This window comes from Mesorhizobium sp. (genome assembly GCF_024509055.1).
In the GTDB taxonomy this organism is placed as follows: domain Bacteria; phylum Pseudomonadota; class Alphaproteobacteria; order Rhizobiales; family Rhizobiaceae; genus Mesorhizobium.
This window is the reverse complement of sequence record NZ_JANINM010000431.1, coordinates 1-16,645: the sequence shown is the minus strand read 5'-3', so window position 1 is coordinate 16,645 and position 16,645 is coordinate 1. Positions and strand designations below refer to the sequence as shown.

The following is a 16,645-nucleotide window of genomic DNA, read 5'->3' as shown; positions in this document are numbered from 1 at the left end:
CGACGACCTCGGCGTTGATCAGCTTGGCGTGCAGCGTCATCAGCACGATCTGCGCATCAAAACTGTCGCCGGATTCAAGCGCCGCCTCGATGCGGCGCTCGACCTCCAGCGTCCGCTCCCGGCCATTGGCCAGCTCGAACACCTCCGGTCCGGCGACGCAATAGCCGCAGAGCTGCGCCACCGACGCATAGGCCTGCGGCGGCGGGTCGCCCGGCCAGTTGTCCTTCATCAGATTGACGATGGTGAGCTTCACGCCCTCCGGCACGAGCGCCGGATGCAGGTCCGCCTTGCGCAAGGCGTCATCCAGCTGGCGCAGGTCGCCCGAGCGACCGAACATGCCGAGGAAACCAAGGGAAGAGCGCCGCTTCGTCATCGATTGTCTCCCCGTTTCAGACCTCGCCTAGATCAGGCTTATCTGTAGGTTCGGCGTGGCCGAAACAAGGGCATAAGAAAGGGCGGCCTGCTCGTCGCAGGCCGCCCTTTGGATTCCACCTGACCTCTATCAGTGATTGTCGCGCGGCACGCCACTCTTGTGGGCGACGTCGAGATATTTCACGGCCGGCTTCAGCACCATGCCGGCCGAGAACTGGTCGACCATGCCGCGCTGGATCTCCTGCCACGGCGTCTGGTGCTTGGGATAATGATAGCCGCCATTGGCCTCGAGCTCGGCGCGGCGCTTCGCCAGTTCCTCGTCGCTGATCAGCATGTTCGCCGTGCCCTTGCGCAGGTCGATGCGGACGCGATCGCCGGTCTTGAGCAGCGCCAGTCCGCCGCCGATGGCGGCTTCCGGCGAGGCATTGAGGATCGATGGCGAACCGGACGTGCCGGACTGCCGGCCGTCGCCGATGCAGGCCAGCGAATGGATGCCCTTCTTGATGAGGTAGGCCGGCGGCTGCATGTTGACCACCTCGGCGCCGCCCGGGTAGCCGATCGGGCCGGCGCCGCGCATGAACAGGATGGTATGCTCGTCGATGCCCTGCGCCGGATCGTCGATGCGGGCGTGATAATCCTCGGGGCCGTCGAAGACCATGGCGTTGCCCTCGAAGGCTTCCGGGTCGTTCGGGTTCGACAGATAGCGCTCGCGGAATTCCGGCGAGATGCCGCTGGTCTTCATGATGGCGGAATCGAACAGATTGCCCTTGAGGTTGATGAAGCCAGCATTGGCCTTGAGCGGCTTGTCGGCGCTGCGGATGACGTCGTGGTTCTCGTTGACGGCATCCTTGCAATTGTCGCCCATGCTCCTGCCGTTGGCGGTGATCGCACTGGGATGCGGCAGAAGACCGCCCTTCATCAGCTCGGCGACGACCGCCGGCACCCCGCCGGCATGGTGATAGTCCTCGCCGAGATACTCGCCCGTCGGCTGCAGGTTGACGAGGAGCGGAACGTTGAGGCCGATCTTCTGCCAGTCGTCATTGTCAAGCGGCACGCCGAGGTGGCGCGCGATCGCATTGAGGTGGATCGGCGCGTTGGTCGAGCCGCCGATGGCCGAGTTGACGACGATGGCGTTCTCGAAGGCCTGGCGCGTCATGATATCGGACGGCTTCAGGTCCTCGTGCACCATGTCGACGATGCGCTTGCCCGTCTCGTAGGCGATCTGGCCGCGCTCGCGATAGGGCGCCGGAATGGCGGCAGAGCCCGGCAATTGCATGCCGAGCGCCTCGGCCAGCGAGTTCATGGTGGTGGCGGTGCCCATGGTGTTGCAGTAACCGGTCGACGGCGCCGAGGAGGCGACGATGTCCATGAACTCGTCATAGTTGATCTCACCAGCCGACAGCCGCTGACGCGATTCCCAGACAATGGTGCCGGAACCCGTGCGCTTGCCCTTATGCCAGCCATTGAGCATCGGACCGACCGAAAGGGCGATCGCAGGGATGTTGACCGTGGCCGCCGCCATCAGGAGCGCCGGCGTGGTCTTGTCGCAGCCGATGGTCAGCACCACGCCGTCAAGCGGGTAGCCGTAGAGCACCTCGACGAGGCTGAGATAGGCGAGGTTGCGATCGAGCGCGGCGGTCGGGCGCTTGCCCGTCTCCTGGATCGGATGGCAGGGGAATTCGAACGGTATGCCGCCCATCGAGACGATGCCTTCGCGCACGCGCTTGGCGAGCTCGATATGGTGCCGGTTGCAGGGCGAGAGATCCGAGCCTGTCTGCGCGATGCCGATCAGCGGCTTGCCCGACATCAGCTCTGCGCGCGTCAGCCCGTAGTTCAGGTAGCGTTCGAGATAGAGCGCCGTCATGCCCGGATTGTCGGGGTTGTCGAACCACTCCTGCGAGCGAAATTTCTTCTTCCTTGTCGGGGCGCCGGCCATCATGGTCTCCGTATTTGTATGACAAATCGATATGACAACGCGCTGATACAGGCAAGAGGCAGGCGCGATCCGAACCCGGACTTTGGTGCGATAGACTTGTATCGTGCCGCGCGCTACGACCAATCGACATCAGCAACCGGGGAGGTCTTGATGGCTCTGGTGATCGAAGGCGAGGAGCGGATTGCCGCACCCGTTGAGAAAGTCTGGCAAGCCCTCAACGATCCGGAAATCCTGAAAGAGGCGATTCCCGGCTGCCAGTCTCTCGAAAAGACTTCGGACACCGAGATGGCGGCAACCGTGGTGCTGAAGATCGGGCCGATCAAGGCGACGTTCAACGGCGAGGTCACCTTGAAAAACCTCAAGCCGCCGCATTCCTACACCATCCAGGGCGAAGGCAAGGGCGGTATCGCCGGCTTCGCCAAGGGCGGCGCGGATGTGACGCTTACCCCCGACGGCGCCGACACCACGGTGCTGAAATATGCCGCCAAGGCGGAGGTCGGCGGCAAGATCGCCCAGCTCGGCAGCCGGCTGATCGAGTCTACCTCGAAGAAGCTGGCAGGGCAGTTCTTCACGACATTCGGGAACACGGTGGGCAACGGCTGAGCGCTCCCCCTCCCCTCGAGGGGAGGGATCACTCGAACACGATGCTCGGCACGGCGGCTTCGGCCGCGCCACGTTCCTCCTGGACTCGCTTCCAGACCTTGCTTGCGATATCGCGATAAATTTTCGCCTCGGCGCCTTCCGGCTTGGAGGCAACGACCGGCGCGCCGGCGTCCGAACTCTCGCGAATGCCCATCTCCAACGGCACTTCGCCAAGGAAGGTGACGCCGAGCCGCTCGGCCTCGCGGCGCGCGCCGCCATGGCCGAAGATGTCGTAGCGCTTGCCGGTATCGGGCGCGAGGAAATAGCTCATGTTCTCGACGATGCCGAGCAGCGGCACGTCGACCTTCTTGAACATGTTGAGGCCCTTGCGCGCGTCGATAAGGGCAAGATCCTGCGGCGTCGAGACAATGACGGCGCCAGCCAGCGGCACCTGCTGGGCCATGGTGAGCTGGGCATCGCCGGTGCCGGGCGGCATGTCGACGACCAGCACATCGAGGCTGCCCCATTCGACCTCGCGCAACATCTGCGTCAGCGCCGACATCACCATCGGGCCGCGCCAGATCATCGGCGTCTCCTCATCGACGAGGAAGCCCATGGACATCACCTTGAGGCCGTAATTCTGCATCGGCTTCAGCACCTTGCCGTCGACGGTCTGCGGCCGGCCATGGATGTTGAGCAACCTTGGCATCGATGGCCCATAGATATCGGCATCGAGCACGCCGACCTTCAGCCCGTTGGCGGCCAGGCCGAGTGCCAGGTTGACGGCGGTGGTCGACTTGCCGACGCCGCCCTTGCCTGAAGCGACCGCGATGATGGCGTCGATGCCCGGCACCCCGCGCTTGCCATGGCTTTGCGAGGCCGGCGCCTGGGGGGCGGGACGCGGCGCGGCCGGCGGCGCCGGCCGAGGCTGAACCGGCGCTTCCATGCCGCCGCCCTTCTTCTCCGCCGTCAGCGCGACCATTGCGCTCGCCACGCCGGGAATGGCCTTGACGACGCGCTCGGCGGCGGCGCGCAACGGTTCCATTTCCTGCGCCCGGGCAGCCGGAACGGTGATGGAGAAAAAGACCTTGGAGTCGGCGATGAAGATGTCGGAGACCATGCCTAGGTCGACGATGTTGCCGGTGAAGTCCGGTCCATTGACCGTCTTCAGCCGCTCGATGACGATTTCCTTGCTGACGGACATGGCTGGGTTCTTTCCTCGAGGCTTTGGCGCCTGAGATAGTGCAGTTTCCGAGCAGAACCAAGCCGTCTCATTGGCGGGCTGACAGCCGGCCGCCGCTATGGCAGCTTCGGCGCATGATCGACAAGCTGGAATTCTTCATCGCCTTGGCCAAGGAAGAGCATTTTGGCCGGGCCGCGGAAGTGTGCGGTGTCACCCAGCCGACGCTATCAGCTGGCATCAAGCAGCTCGAGGCGCAGCTCGGCGTGATGCTGGTGCTGCGCGGCTCGCGCTTCCAGGGTCTGACGCCCGAAGGCCTGCAGGTGCTCGGATGGGCACGCCGCATCGTCGGTGATTCAAGGACCATGCGCGAGGAGATGCGCGCGGCGCGGCATGGCCTTTCGGGGCGCATCCGCATAGCCGCGATCCCGACCGCCCTGGCCATGGTGGCACGACTGACGACGCCTTTTCGCGAGAAGCATCCGGGCGTCACATTTTCGATTTTGTCGCGCACATCGATCGAAGTGCTGACGCTGCTCGGTAATCTCGACGTCGACGCCGGCATCACCTATCTCGACAACGAGCCGCTTGGGCGGGTGACGAGCGTGCCGCTCTATGACGAGCGCTACCAATTGATCACCGCGATCGGTAATCCCTTCTCCGACCGCGACAATGTGACGTGGGCGGAGATCAGCCAGCTGCCGCTCTGCCTTTTGACACCGGACATGCAGAACCGGCGCATCATCGACCAGCATCTGGCGGAAGCCGGCGTCGAGGTGCGGCCAACGCTGGAGTCTAACTCGATGATCGTCTTGTTCTCGCATATCCGGACCGGCAAATGGTCGTCGATCATGCCGCTCAACCTTGCGGAAACATTCGGCTTTTCCGAGCCGATCCGGGCCATCCCGATCGTTGATCCGGATGCCAGCCACACGGTCGGGCTGGTGGCGGCGCCGCGCGAGCCGCACACGCCGCTGGTGCAGGCGCTGCTGGACGAGGCGATGGCGCTGGCAGACGATTTCCGCGCCCATCGCTAGGCTAGATCATGCGGACCGATCGCGTTTGATAGAAATCTTCTATCAAGCAACGGGACAGCTTTATTGATCTCAGGGGTTTCCTCTGGTTTCGTAAGGACTTAGCGATATTGCGCCCTGGATATGTCGTTGCCCCAAAACCGCTCTTCATTGGGGTTGGCATATACAGGGTCGCCACGACCAGGGAGGGCGCTGCATGACGATGCAGCCTGCAAGTACCGAGATAGCGTCGCGTACAGCGGCGATCATCGAGGAGTTGAAAAGCCTCGAGGGCCCGTTGCTGCCGATCCTGCACGAGCTCCAGGAAGAGTTCGGGCATGTGCCGCATGCCGCGCTCCCGGTCATTGCCGACGGGCTGAACCTTTCACGGGCCGAAGTGCATGGCGTCGTCACCTTCTATCATGATTTCCGCGCCCGCCCGGCCGGCCGGCATGTGCTGAAGCTCTGCCAGGCGGAAGCCTGCCAGTCGATGGGCTCGGACGCAGTCGCGGCCAGGATCAAGCAGTTGCTCGGCATCGATTTCCACGAAACCGCGCGCGACGGATCGGTTACGCTGGAGCCGGTTTACTGCCTCGGGCTTTGCGCCTGCTCGCCATCGGCGATGCTGGATGGTGAAGTGATCGGAAGACTCGACGACGAAAAGATCGAAGAGATCGTCGCGGAGGTGCGTTCATGATCCCGCGCATCTACATTCCCGCCGACTCCGGCGCGCTGGCGCTCGGCGCCGGAAAAGTCGCCAGGGCGATCGAAAAGGAGCTCAAGGAGCGCGGCGTCGAGGCCAAGATCGTACGCAACGGCTCGCGCGGCGCCTATTTCCTGGAGCCGATGGTCGAGGTTGCGACCGCCAACGGGCGCGTCGCCTACGGGCCAGTGAAGCCCTCGGACGTGAAGAGCATGTTCGACAGCGGCTTCCTCACCGGCGGCCATCACAAGCGCTGGCTCGGCGCACCGGACAAGATCCCGTTCTTCGCCAAGCAGATCCGCCTGACCTTCGCGCGTTGCGGCATCAACGATCCTCTGTCGCTCGAAGCCTACAAGTCGCTGGGCGGGCTCAAGGGGCTGCAGAACGCGGTCGCCATGACGCCGGCCGACATCGTCAAGCAGGTGACCGAATCCGGCCTGCGCGGCCGCGGCGGCGCCGGTTTCCCGACCGGCATCAAATGGAAGACGGTGCTCGACACGACCGCCGAGCAAAAATACATCGTCTGCAATGCCGACGAGGGCGACAGCGCCACTTTCGCCGACCGAATGATCATGGAGGGCGACCCCTTCGTGCTGATCGAGGGTATGGCGATCGCCGGCATCGCCACCGGCGCGACCAAGGGCTTCGTCTATATCCGCTCGGAATATCCGCACGCGGTGGCGACGATGAACAAGGCGGTCGCGATTGCCCGCAAGGCCGGCGTGCTCGGTCTCAATGTGCTGGGCTCGCCCAACGCCTTCGACATGGAGATCCGCGTCGGCGCCGGCGCCTATGTCTGCGGCGAGGAAACCTCGCTGCTCAACAGCCTGGAGGGCAAGCGCGGCGTGGTGCGCGCCAAGCCGCCGCTGCCGGCGATTCAGGGTCTTTTCGGCAAGCCGACGGTGATCAACAACGTCATCTCGCTGGCCTCTGTGCCTATCATCATGGACAAGGGCGCCGTCTACTACAAGGATTTCGGGCTGGGCCGCTCACGCGGCACGATCCCGATCCAGATCGCCGGCAATGTCAAGAATGGCGGCCTGTTCGAAACGGCGTTCGGCCTTACGCTGGGCGAGATCGTCGACGATATCGGCGGCGGCACGGCCACGGGTCGGCCGGTCAAGGCCGTGCAGGTCGGCGGGCCGCTGGGCGCCTATTTCCCGCGCGCGCTGTTCGACACGCCCTTCGACTACGAAGAATTCGCCAAGCGTGACGGGCTGATCGGTCATGCCGGTATCACGGTGTTCGACGATACCGCCGACATGTTGAAGCAGGCACGCTTTGCCATGGAATTCTGCGCCATCGAAAGCTGCGGCAAGTGCACGCCCTGCCGCATCGGCTCGACGCGCGGCATGGAGGTCCTGGACAAGGTCGCTTCCGGGATCGAGACCGAAAAGAACCTCGCTTTGGTCACCGACCTCTGCAACACGATGAAGTTCGGATCGCTTTGCGCGCTGGGCGGCTTCACGCCCTACCCGGTGATGAGCTCGATCACGCATTTCCCCGAGGATTTCAAGCCCGCGCCGGCGCGCGTGGCTGCTGAATAGGAGCTGGCAGATGAACATCAAGGCCGACTTCCCGACGCTCATCGAAGAGATCGACTTCGGAACTCCGGAGTCGAGAGCGACCAAGCAGGTCACGCTCACCGTCGACGGGCAGAGCATCACCGTGCCGGAGGGCACCTCGATCATGCGTGCGGCGATGGAGGGCGGGGTGGAGATCCCGAAGCTCTGCGCCACCGACATGCTGGATTCCTTCGGCTCCTGCCGCGTCTGCCTGGTCGAGATCGAAGGTCGTGGCGGCACGCCGGCCTCCTGCACGACACCGGTCGGCGAAGGCATGATCGTACGCACACAATCCGACCGGCTGGACGCCATCCGCCGCGGCGTGATGGAACTTTACGTCTCCGACCATCCGACCGGCTGGAACGAGAAAGCCGGCACCGGCGCCAGCGAGTTCGACGCTGTGGCGAAGTCGGTTGGTCTCTCGGAAAACCGTTACGGCGTCGAGGGCCGCAACCACGTCAAGGAAGAAAACGGCGTGGCGCCCGGCCACGGCTCGCTGGCGGTCGACTACATCGCCCGTGACGAATCCAATCCCTATTTCACCTATGATCCGGCGCAGTGCATCGTTTGCTCGCGCTGCGTGCGCGCCTGCGAAGAGGTGCAAGGCACCTTCGCGCTGACCATCGAGGGCCGCGGCTTCGAATCGCGCATGGTCGCCGGCATGCATGAGGATTTCATCGCTTCGGAATGCGTGTCCTGCGGCGCCTGCGTGCAGGCCTGCCCGACCGATGCGCTGCGCGAGAAGACCGTGCTCGAAAAGGGCATGCCGGAGCGTTCGGCCGTGACGACCTGCGCCTATTGCGGCGTCGGCTGCTCCTTCAAGGCCGAGGTCAAGAACGACGAAGTCATCCGCATGATGCCGTACAAGGACGGCAAGGCCAACCACGGCCATTCCTGCGTGAAGGGCCGCTTTGCTTACGGCTACGCCACACACAAGGATCGCATCCTGTCGCCGATGATCCGTGAGAAGATCTCCGATCCGTGGCGCGAAGTGACCTGGGAAGAGGCGATCGCCCACACCGCCAAGGAATTCCGTCGCATCCAGTATCAGTATGGACGCAGCTCCATCGGCGGCATCACGTCCTCGCGCTGCACGAATGAGGAGACCTATCTCGTCCAGAAGCTGGTGCGTCAGGGCTTCCGCAACAACAACGTCGACACCTGCGCCCGCGTCTGCCATTCTCCGACCGGCTACGGCCTCGGCCAGACCTACGGCACGTCGGCTGGCACGCAGGATTTCGATTCGGTCGAGTTCACCGACGTCGCCGTCATCATCGGTGCCAATCCGGCTTCCGCCCATCCGGTGTTCGCCTCGCGGCTGAAGAAGCGGCTGCGCCAAGGCGCCAAGCTGATCGTGATCGACCCGCGCCGCACCGAAATGGTGAAGTCGGCGCATATCGCAGCGGACTACCACCTGCCGCTGAAGCCCGGCACCAACGTCGCCGTGCTGACTGCACTGGCGCATGTCATCGTCACCGAGGGCCTCTACAATGAAGCCTTCGTGCGCGAGCGCTGCGACTGGGCCGAGTTCCAGGACTGGGCGTCCTTCGTCGCCCTGCCGGAGAACAGCCCTGAGACCGTCGGCAAGCTGTCCGGCGTCGATCCTGAACTGATCCGCGGCGCCGCCCGGCTCTACGCCAAGGGCGGCAACGGCGCGATCTATTACGGCCTCGGCGTGACCGAGCACAGCCAGGGCTCGACCACGGTCATCGCGATCGCCAACCTGGCTATGGCCACCGGCAATATCGGCCGCCAAGGCGTCGGCGTGAACCCGTTGCGCGGCCAGAACAATGTGCAGGGCTCGTGCGACATGGGCTCGTTCCCGCATGAATTGCCGGGCTACCGCCACATCTCCGGCGAAGCGGTGCGCGACATCTACGAAAGCCTGTGGGGCGTGAAGCTCGACGACGAGCCGGGCCTGCGCATTCCCAACATGCTGGACGCCGCCGTCGACGGCTCGTTCAAGGGCATCTACATCCAGGGCGAGGACATCCTGCAGTCCGACCCGGACACCAAGCATGTCGCCGGCGGCCTCGCCGCGATGGAATGCGTGGTCGTGCACGACCTCTTCCTCAACGAGACGGCCAACTACGCGCATGTCTTCCTGCCGGGTTCGACCTTCCTCGAGAAGGACGGCACCTTCACCAATGCCGAGCGCCGCATCAACATGGTGCGCAAGGTGATCGAGCCGAAGGCGCGTTACGCCGACTGGGAGGCGACACAGGAGCTTGCGCGCGCCATGGGCCTCGACTGGAATTACACGCATCCCTCGCAGATCATGGACGAGATCGCCAAGACGACACCGAGCTTCGCCAACGTCTCGTTCGAGTTGCTCGACCGCGTCGGCTCGGTGCAGTGGCCCTGCAACGACAAGGCGCCGCTCGGCACGCCGATCATGCATGTCGACGGCTTCGTGCGCGGCAAGGGCAAGTTCATCCGCACCGAATATGTCGCTACGGACGAGCGGACGGGTCCGCGTTACCCGCTGCTGCTCACCACCGGCCGTATCCTGTCGCAATACAATGTCGGCGCGCAGACCAGGCGCACCGAGAATGTGATGTGGCATGCCGAGGACCTGCTTGAAATCCATCCGCACGACGCCGAAGTCCGCGGCATCCGCGACGGCGACTGGGTGCGGCTGGCAAGCCGCTCGGGCGAGACCACGCTGCGCTCGCTGATCACCGACCGTGTCTCGCCGGGAGTCGTCTACACGACCTTCCACCATCCGGACACGCAGGCCAACGTGATCACCACCGACTTCTCGGACTGGGCGACCAACTGTCCGGAATACAAGGTCACCGCCGTGCAGGTGGCGCCGTCCAATGGCCCGACCGACTGGCAGAAGGACTACAACGAGCAGGCGCAGCAGAGCCGGCGCATCGCACCGCTGCAGGCGGCGGAGTAAACTTGGCCGCGCGCCGCAAAGCGACGACGCAAATCTCGCGACTGGCGCATCGCGCCAGCGGCACCGCCGCCGCGAACCGCATGGTGCCGGAAGAGACGCCAGTGGCGTTCTCCTTTGCCGGCACCACGCATGCGGTGATGATGGCAAGCCCCGCCGACTTCGAGGATTTCGCGCTCGGCTTCTCCCTGACAGAGGGCATCGTTGCCGATCCGGGAGAGATCGAGGCGATCGAGGTCGAGGATCACGGCGCCGGCATCGATATCCAGATCCGGCTGAAGGACAAGGCGAACACGCGCTTCCAGGCGCGGCGGCGCAGACTCGCCGGGCCGGTCGGTTGCGGGCTCTGCGGCATCGAATCCATCGAGGAAGCGATGCGCTCGGTCGATGCGGTTGGTGCGTCTCGACTTACACTTCAGACGGAAGACATCACAAGTGCCGTCCGACTCCTGTCTAAGGTTCAGCCGCTGCACACCGAGACCGGCGCAGTGCACGCCGCTGGCTTCTATGTCCCCGGCAAGGGCATCGTCATGGCGCGCGAGGATGTCGGCCGCCACAATGCCCTGGACAAGCTCGCCGGCGCACTGGCGAAGGCCGGCATCGCCGGCTCGACCGGCGCCGTCGTGGTCACCTCGCGCGTCTCCGTCGAGATGGTGCAGAAGACAGCCGCGATCGGCGCCGCGATCATCATGGCCGTTTCCGCGCCGACGGCGCTTGCCATCCGCACGGCCGAGGCCGCCGGCATGACGCTGGTGGCGCTGGTGCGCGGCGATGAGTTCGATGTTTTCACCCACCCCGAACGGGTGGCTTCCGGAGTTGCCAAGCATGTCGCATGACGAAGACCATATCGCCAGCACCGCGGAAAAATTGGTGCGCATGGCCAACCAGATCGCCACCTTCTTCCATTCGAAGCCGCGCGAGGAAGGCATTGCCGGGGTTGCCGACCACATCAACAAGTTCTGGGAGCCTCGGATGCGGCGACAGTTCTTCGAATTGCTGGACGGTGACTCCGAGGATCTCGACGAGCTCGTGATCGCCGCTTCGGCCAAGATAAGGCGGCCCCAGACGTCCGAACAGGCCGACAAGAGCCTAGGATATGTGCGGCCCGCGGAAGCCGAGGGCGCATCTACGCAGAAGTGACGCGACGACCGGCGATATAAAGGCGTTACATCTACATTCGCTAAAGTTCTTCTGCCGGTAACGGCGGCGTTCTGCTATGCTGCGGCGGAAATTGTCTGGCCGGGCGGAACATTGCGTGAGGCCGATCGAGACCCGATACGCGCGCAGCGGCGAAGTGCGGATCGCCTATCAGGTGGTCGGCCAAGGTGCGTTCGATCTGGTCTTCGTGCCGGGCTTCATCTCCAATCTCGACCTGCATTGGGAAGACGAAGGCTACAGCCGCCTGCTGAAACGGCTTTCGGCCTTCTCGCGCCTGATCCTGTTCGACAAGCGCGGCACCGGCCTTTCCGACCGCGTCGATCCCCGCGAGTTGCCCAGCCTGGAGACCCGTATGGACGACGTGCGCGCCGTGATGGACGCTGCCGGCAGCGGCCGCGCGGCGATCCTTGGCGCCTCGGAAGGCTCGCCGATGGCGATGCTGTTTGCCGCCACCTATCCGCAGCGTACGCGCGCGCTGGTGCTCTATGGCGGCTATGCGCATTTCCACAAATGGGTGATGCCGCCGGACAAATTGGAAGCCTTCACCGAGACGGCGGAAACGTCGTGGGGAACCGGCGCCACTTTGCCCAATTTCGCGCCAGGCCGGGTGGAAGACACACATTTTGCCCAGTGGTGGGCGCGGTTCGAGCGGCTGTCGGCCAGTCCGACGGCAGCAGTAGCCCTTGCGCGCATGAATGCCGGCGTAGATGTGCGCGGAATCCTCGCAACGATCAGCGTGCCGACACTGCTGATCCATCGCCGCAGCGACGCCCGCGTCGATCCCGATGCCAGCCGATACCTGGCCAGGAATATCCCTGGCGCCCAGTTGGTGGAGATCCCCGGACGGGACCATCCGATCTGGACCGGCGATGTCGATCGCGTAGCCGATCTGATCGAGGAATTCCTGACCGGCGAGCCGGCGATCGCCGATGTCGAGCGCGTGCTCGCAGCCCTGTTGGTGACACGCATCTACGACACGGCGAAACTTGGCGACCGCATGTGGATAGAGCGCAGCCAGCGTTTCCAGGAAAGCTGGCGGACGCTGGTCAGCCGCTATGGCGGGCGTGTCGCCGGGGTGCATGGCGAGTTGATGGTTTCGCGCTTCGACGGACCGGCGCGCGCCATACGCTGCGCGGCCGCGCTGCGCGAGGCAGCCCAGCAGATCGGCGTGGCTAGCGCGCAGGGAACGCATGTCGGCGAGATCGAATTGCGCGGCCAGCCGGTGGGCTTGACGGCACGCGTGACCATGCAGCTCGCGGCCCACGCTGGACGAGGCGATATCCTCGCCTCCCGCCTGGTTGCTGATCTCGCCGTGGGTTCGGGCCTGCATTTCGTCGATGCCGGTCGCATCGATCTCGACGAGATGGACGAGCCGCTGCCGGTGGTCCAGGCGACGTCGGAGCAGCATCTGGAGCCGGCCTGCCGGCCAAAGGCCAAGCCGGCGGAGCCAGCCACATTGACGGCGCGGGAAAGCGAGGTGGTGAACCTGATTGCCGACGGCAAGAGCAATGCCGCTATCGCGGCCGAGCTCAGCCTCAGCGAGCATACGGTTAAGCGCCACGTCGCCAACATATTGCTGAAGCTCGATCTGCCGTCGCGAGCGGCGGCGGCGGCCTTTTCGGCAAGGCATGCTGGCCCGGACGGGCCATAAGAGCCATGGCGCTTTTGGGCGAAGCGGCGGAGGCGCGTTAAGCGGTACGAATCCTTCCCATGCAGGCCAGGCAATGTCGCCGCGAAGGCGCTGCGAACGGAGGATGAAATGCTGAGACTGGATGGCAAGACCGTATTGCTCGCGATTGCGGCCGGCGCGTTGCTGGCCGTCGCTCCGGCACGGGCCGAAGATGCTTCGGCCACCGCCACCTACAAGGACATCCAGGCCACGCTTGGCTCGGTGCCAGACATGTTCAAGACCTTGCCGGACGTCGCCGTCGCCGGCGCCTGGGCGGAAATCAAGTCGGTGCAGCTCAACCCGAAGACCGCGCTCGACGGCAAGACCAAGGAACTGATGGGCCTTGCGGTGGCCTCGCAGATCCCCTGCCAGTACTGCATCTACTTCCACACCCAAGCCGCCAAGCTCAACGGCGCGACCGACGAGGAGATCAAGGAAGCGATAACGATGGCGGCGATCGTGCGCCATTGGTCGACGATGCTCAATGGCAGCCAGGTCGACCTGGCGACCTTCAAGAAACAGACCGACCAGGTGTTCGAGGCCGTCAAGGCCAAGTCGCAGTGACATGATCCTGTCCGGCGATGAGCGCCGGGCAGCACTTCACCCATCAACCGCCCGATCGGGAAGACGGGCACATGGAGGATGACATGTTGACCAAGACACAAGCAGTGGACGGTGCGGCGATCAGGAAGGCGATCGAGGGCCGTGACGGCAAGTTGCTGTCGAGCTTCTACGCCGACGATGCGCTGGTGCGGGTGATCGACCGCAACAATCCGCCGAGCAAGCCGCGCGAAATCCGCGGCCGCGCGGCGATCAGCACCTTCTGGGACGACATCTGCAGCCGGGCGATGACCCACAAGGTCGACACGACGATCGCCGAGGGCGACAGCCTCGCCTTCACCCAGGCCTGCGCCTACCCGGACGGCACAAGAGTGTTCTGCGCGGCGATGCTGGAGCTGAAGAACGGCCGCATCGCGCGGCAGACCGTCGTGCAGGCCTGGGACGAATAAACCGAGCGCAATCGTGGAGGAGAAAGAAATGTTCAGCGCCAGATGGCAGATCGACGCCAAGTTCGGGCACAAGCAGACCGTGCTCGACATGATGAGACAATGGGAACGCGATATCGGCGCGCAGGTTGGCCTTGCCAACTTCAAATTCCAGATCATGACCGGATCGATCGGCGCACGAGAGGCGACGGTCGAGTCGCACATGCAGGTCGAGACGCTGGCTCAACTGGAAGAGTTCTTCGCCAAGATCGGTAAGCTCGACGCGCACGCAAAATGGGGCAAGGAGATGGAGCCGTACGTGGTGTCGGGCACCAGCTTTTGGCAGATCTTCCGAGTTGTGGAGTAGTGGCCTGCGGGGCCTACCTCTCCCACAGTGGGAGAGGTCGGATTGCCCCGATTTGTTCTTCACAAATCGGCTGGCAATCCGGGTGAGGGGTGAGTTGGCGCCAAGCTGGAGCACCCCTCATCCGTCTTGTCGCTTCGCGACAATCCACCTTCTCCCACAAGGGGAGAAGAGAGTTAGTTGCGGCCTACATCAGGCCGAGTTGTTTGTAGAACCCCAGAGCGTCGTAATAGTCGCTCTGGGTGGCGATCTTGCCGTCCTTGATCGAGAACATCGAGGCTCCGGTGAAGGCGAATTTCTTGCCGGTCGCGGCCGTGCCGTCGCCCCAGGCGCCGGTGTTGGTGCCCGAAAATTCCCATTCGAACGAGACGCGGTCGCCGTCGACGACGGGCTTGCCCTTCATCGCCCAAACCGCGTCGGGTACGGCCTTCAGGAAGTTGTCGATGACGCCGGTCTTGGCCGCGTCCTTGCCGGTGACCGGCTTGCCGACGGAAGCGTCGTAATATGTGACGTCGTCGGCGAAGTAGCCGGCGGCCCTAGTCGAGTCATGCGCGTTCCAGGCCGCCACATAGGCTTCGACCACAGACTGCGCGGTATCGGCGGCCAAGGACGGCGCCACGGCAAGAAACGTGGCGGCGATGGCTGCGGATGTCAGAAACTGTCGGCGCTGCATTGTCTTCCTCCCTCTTGGTTGAATGCTTGCCTTCCTTCCTGTCCTACCCGTGCGCCACCATCACATGGCGGACGGCGGTGTAGTCTTCCAGCGCATAGAGCGACATGTCCTTGCCGTAGCCGGACTGCTTGAGGCCGCCATGTGGCATCTCGTTGGTGAGCATGAAATGGGTGTTGATCCAGGTGCAGCCATATTGCAGGCGGGCGGCCGTCGCCATGGCGCGCGAGACATCCTTCGTCCACACCGAGGAGGCAAGGCCGTAGTCGCTGTCGTTGGCCCAGTTCACCGCTTCGTCGACCTCGGAGAAGCGGGTGATGGAGACGACAGGGCCGAACACCTCGCGGCGCACGATCTCATCTTCCTGCAGCGCGCCGGCGACGACCGTCGGCTGGTAGTAGAAACCTGAGCCCTCACCCGGCTTGCCGCCGGTGGTGATCTCGATGTGCTTCAACTCGGTGGCGCGCTCGACGAAGCTCGAGACACGGTCGCGCTGGCGGCGCGAGATCAGCGGCCCGATCTCGTTTTCGGTGTCGTCGGCAAGATTGTACTTGATGGTCGAGACCGCCGAGGAAAGGTCGGCGACGAGCTTGTCGTAGATCTTCTTGCCGGCATAGATCCGGCAGGCGGCGGTGCAGTCCTGGCCGGCATTATAGTAGCCGAAGGCGCGCAGGCCAGCGACGACGGCGCCGAGATCGGCGTCGTCGAAGACGATGACCGGCGCCTTGCCGCCAAGCTCCAGGTGCGTGCGCTTGACCGATTTCGCGGCCGCCTGCAGCACCTTCTTGCCGGTGGCGACGTCGCCGGTGATCGAGATCATATTGACCTTGGGATGGTTGATCAGCGTGTTGCCGACGCTGTCACCGCGGCCGAGCACGACGTTGACGACGCCCTCCGGCAAGATCTCGGCGAGGATTCTCGCCAGCTTCAACGCCGTCAGCGGCGTCTGCTCGGATGGCTTGAAAACGACGGTGTTGCCACCAGCGATGGCCGGCGCCAGCTTCCAGGCCATCATCATCAGCGGGTAGTTCCACGGCGCTATCGAGGCGACGACGCCGATCGGGTCGCGCCGCACCATCGAGGTGTGACCGGGCAGGTATTCGCCCGCGACCTGTCCAGGCATCGAGCGCACCGCACCGGCGAAGAAGCGATAGCAGTCAACGATCGCCGGGATCTCGTCGTTGAGCACGGCATTGATCGGCTTGCCGCAGTTCAGCGCCTCGAGCGCGGCGAACTCCTTCGCCTCGGCCTCGATGCGGTCGGCAATCTTGAGCAGGTAGCCCGAGCGCTGCGCCGGCGTGGTTCGCGACCAACTGACGAACGCCTTTTCGGCAGCCGCCACCGCGGCCTCGATCTGCGCGGGGCTCGCCTCCGGAAGGTTGAGGATGGTCGCCCCGGTCTTCGGATTGAGGATCGGCTCCTCCGTTTCGGTGCCCTTCTCGAATTTCGAGCCGATCAGCATCTGGGTGTCCATGGATGTCGCTCCCTAAATCAATCCGGTTATTTGCCCGAACCGGCGATCTGGTCGCCGTCGCGGGTCAGGTA

At 64.2% G+C, this 16,645-nt stretch carries 16 protein-coding genes; 11 read left to right on the top strand and 5 right to left on the bottom strand.

The window, feature by feature from the left end:
• The coding region (locus Q0L57_RS23845) for a hypothetical protein (RefSeq protein WP_296745516.1) at positions 1–373 on the bottom strand (373 nt) is incomplete at its 3' end.
• A gap of 129 nt (positions 374–502) precedes the next feature.
• On the bottom strand, positions 503–2,308 hold the full coding sequence (locus tag Q0L57_RS23840; RefSeq protein ID WP_296745517.1) for an IlvD/Edd family dehydratase: 1,806 nt from the start codon (positions 2,306–2,308) through the stop codon (positions 503–505).
• Positions 2,309–2,458: 150 nt separating this feature from the next.
• Here Q0L57_RS23840 and Q0L57_RS23835 point away from each other — a divergent pair, with 150 nt between their 5' ends.
• Complete coding sequence (locus Q0L57_RS23835; RefSeq protein ID WP_296745514.1) at positions 2,459–2,911, top strand: carbon monoxide dehydrogenase subunit G; 453 nt, start codon at positions 2,459–2,461, stop codon at positions 2,909–2,911.
• Positions 2,912–2,939: 28 nt separating this feature from the next.
• On the opposite strand, the gene Q0L57_RS23830 is transcribed toward Q0L57_RS23835, so the two are convergent.
• Complete coding sequence (locus tag Q0L57_RS23830; protein ID WP_296745513.1) at positions 2,940–4,094, bottom strand: Mrp/NBP35 family ATP-binding protein; 1,155 nt, start codon at positions 4,092–4,094, stop codon at positions 2,940–2,942.
• Positions 4,095–4,207: 113 nt separating this feature from the next.
• Here Q0L57_RS23830 and Q0L57_RS23825 point away from each other — a divergent pair, with 113 nt between their 5' ends.
• The 10 genes from Q0L57_RS23825 (at position 4,208) to Q0L57_RS23780 (ending at position 14,433) form a co-directional block, all read left to right on the top strand.
• On the top strand, positions 4,208–5,107 hold the full coding sequence (locus Q0L57_RS23825) for a LysR family transcriptional regulator (protein WP_296745512.1): 900 nt from the start codon (positions 4,208–4,210) through the stop codon (positions 5,105–5,107).
• Positions 5,108–5,300: 193 nt separating this feature from the next.
• The gene (locus Q0L57_RS23820) at positions 5,301–5,780 is read left to right on the top strand and encodes a formate dehydrogenase subunit gamma (protein ID WP_296745511.1); all 480 of its coding nucleotides are present in this window, start codon (positions 5,301–5,303) and stop codon (positions 5,778–5,780) included.
• On the top strand, positions 5,777–7,333 hold the full coding sequence (locus tag Q0L57_RS23815) for an NADH-quinone oxidoreductase subunit NuoF (RefSeq protein WP_296745510.1): 1,557 nt from the start codon (positions 5,777–5,779) through the stop codon (positions 7,331–7,333). The genes Q0L57_RS23820 and Q0L57_RS23815 overlap by 4 nt, the downstream gene beginning before the upstream one ends.
• A 10-nt stretch (positions 7,334–7,343) precedes the next feature.
• Entirely contained in the window at positions 7,344–10,256 is a 2,913-nt protein-coding gene (gene fdhF, locus Q0L57_RS23810) for a formate dehydrogenase subunit alpha (RefSeq protein WP_296745509.1), read from the top strand.
• Between the two features lie 2 nt (positions 10,257–10,258).
• Positions 10,259–11,089 (top strand): formate dehydrogenase accessory sulfurtransferase FdhD, encoded by an 831-nt coding sequence (gene fdhD / locus Q0L57_RS23805; RefSeq protein WP_296745507.1) that lies wholly within the window; start codon positions 10,259–10,261, stop codon positions 11,087–11,089.
• Positions 11,079–11,393 (top strand): formate dehydrogenase subunit delta, encoded by a 315-nt coding sequence (locus tag Q0L57_RS23800; protein ID WP_296745506.1) that lies wholly within the window; start codon positions 11,079–11,081, stop codon positions 11,391–11,393. The genes fdhD and Q0L57_RS23800 overlap by 11 nt, the downstream gene beginning before the upstream one ends.
• Positions 11,394–11,508: 115 nt before the next feature.
• Positions 11,509–13,062, top strand: coding sequence for an alpha/beta fold hydrolase (locus tag Q0L57_RS23795; protein ID WP_296745505.1), 1,554 nt, complete (start codon positions 11,509–11,511; stop codon positions 13,060–13,062).
• Between the two features lie 108 nt (positions 13,063–13,170).
• On the top strand, positions 13,171–13,644 hold the full coding sequence (locus Q0L57_RS23790) for a carboxymuconolactone decarboxylase family protein (protein ID WP_296745503.1): 474 nt from the start codon (positions 13,171–13,173) through the stop codon (positions 13,642–13,644).
• A gap of 83 nt (positions 13,645–13,727) precedes the next feature.
• Entirely contained in the window at positions 13,728–14,090 is a 363-nt protein-coding gene (locus Q0L57_RS23785; RefSeq protein ID WP_296745502.1) for a nuclear transport factor 2 family protein, read from the top strand.
• A gap of 28 nt (positions 14,091–14,118) precedes the next feature.
• Entirely contained in the window at positions 14,119–14,433 is a 315-nt protein-coding gene (locus tag Q0L57_RS23780; RefSeq protein ID WP_296745501.1) for a hypothetical protein, read from the top strand.
• A 184-nt stretch (positions 14,434–14,617) separates the two neighbouring features.
• On the opposite strand, the gene Q0L57_RS23775 is transcribed toward Q0L57_RS23780, so the two are convergent.
• Positions 14,618–15,103: an ester cyclase gene (locus Q0L57_RS23775; protein ID WP_296745500.1), complete on the bottom strand. Its 486-nt coding sequence runs from the start codon at positions 15,101–15,103 to the stop codon at positions 14,618–14,620.
• 43 nt (positions 15,104–15,146) lie between these two features.
• A complete protein-coding gene (locus tag Q0L57_RS23770) occupies positions 15,147–16,574 on the bottom strand; it encodes a gamma-aminobutyraldehyde dehydrogenase (RefSeq protein ID WP_296745499.1) in 1,428 nt (475 codons plus the stop codon).
• Between the last annotated feature and the right edge of the window lie 71 nt (positions 16,575–16,645).

What these genes read in the sequence shown, in the direction of transcription:
- Q0L57_RS23840 (WP_296745517.1), bottom strand. Translation starts at nt 2,308, where the DNA reads ATGGCCGGCGCCCCGACAAGGAAGAAGAAATTTCGCTCGCAGGAGTGG.
- Q0L57_RS23835 (WP_296745514.1), top strand. Translation starts at nt 2,459, where the DNA reads ATGGCTCTGGTGATCGAAGGCGAGGAGCGGATTGCCGCACCCGTTGAG.
- Q0L57_RS23830 (WP_296745513.1), bottom strand. Translation starts at nt 4,094, where the DNA reads ATGTCCGTCAGCAAGGAAATCGTCATCGAGCGGCTGAAGACGGTCAAT.
- Q0L57_RS23825 (WP_296745512.1), top strand. Translation starts at nt 4,208, where the DNA reads ATGATCGACAAGCTGGAATTCTTCATCGCCTTGGCCAAGGAAGAGCAT.
- Q0L57_RS23820 (WP_296745511.1), top strand. Translation starts at nt 5,301, where the DNA reads ATGACGATGCAGCCTGCAAGTACCGAGATAGCGTCGCGTACAGCGGCG.
- Q0L57_RS23815 (WP_296745510.1), top strand. Translation starts at nt 5,777, where the DNA reads ATGATCCCGCGCATCTACATTCCCGCCGACTCCGGCGCGCTGGCGCTC.
- fdhF (WP_296745509.1), top strand. Translation starts at nt 7,344, where the DNA reads ATGAACATCAAGGCCGACTTCCCGACGCTCATCGAAGAGATCGACTTC.
- Q0L57_RS23800 (WP_296745506.1), top strand. Translation starts at nt 11,079, where the DNA reads ATGTCGCATGACGAAGACCATATCGCCAGCACCGCGGAAAAATTGGTG.
- Q0L57_RS23790 (WP_296745503.1), top strand. Translation starts at nt 13,171, where the DNA reads ATGCTGAGACTGGATGGCAAGACCGTATTGCTCGCGATTGCGGCCGGC.
- Q0L57_RS23785 (WP_296745502.1), top strand. Translation starts at nt 13,728, where the DNA reads ATGTTGACCAAGACACAAGCAGTGGACGGTGCGGCGATCAGGAAGGCG.
- Q0L57_RS23780 (WP_296745501.1), top strand. Translation starts at nt 14,119, where the DNA reads ATGTTCAGCGCCAGATGGCAGATCGACGCCAAGTTCGGGCACAAGCAG.
- Q0L57_RS23775 (WP_296745500.1), bottom strand. Translation starts at nt 15,103, where the DNA reads ATGCAGCGCCGACAGTTTCTGACATCCGCAGCCATCGCCGCCACGTTT.
- Q0L57_RS23770 (WP_296745499.1), bottom strand. Translation starts at nt 16,574, where the DNA reads ATGGACACCCAGATGCTGATCGGCTCGAAATTCGAGAAGGGCACCGAA.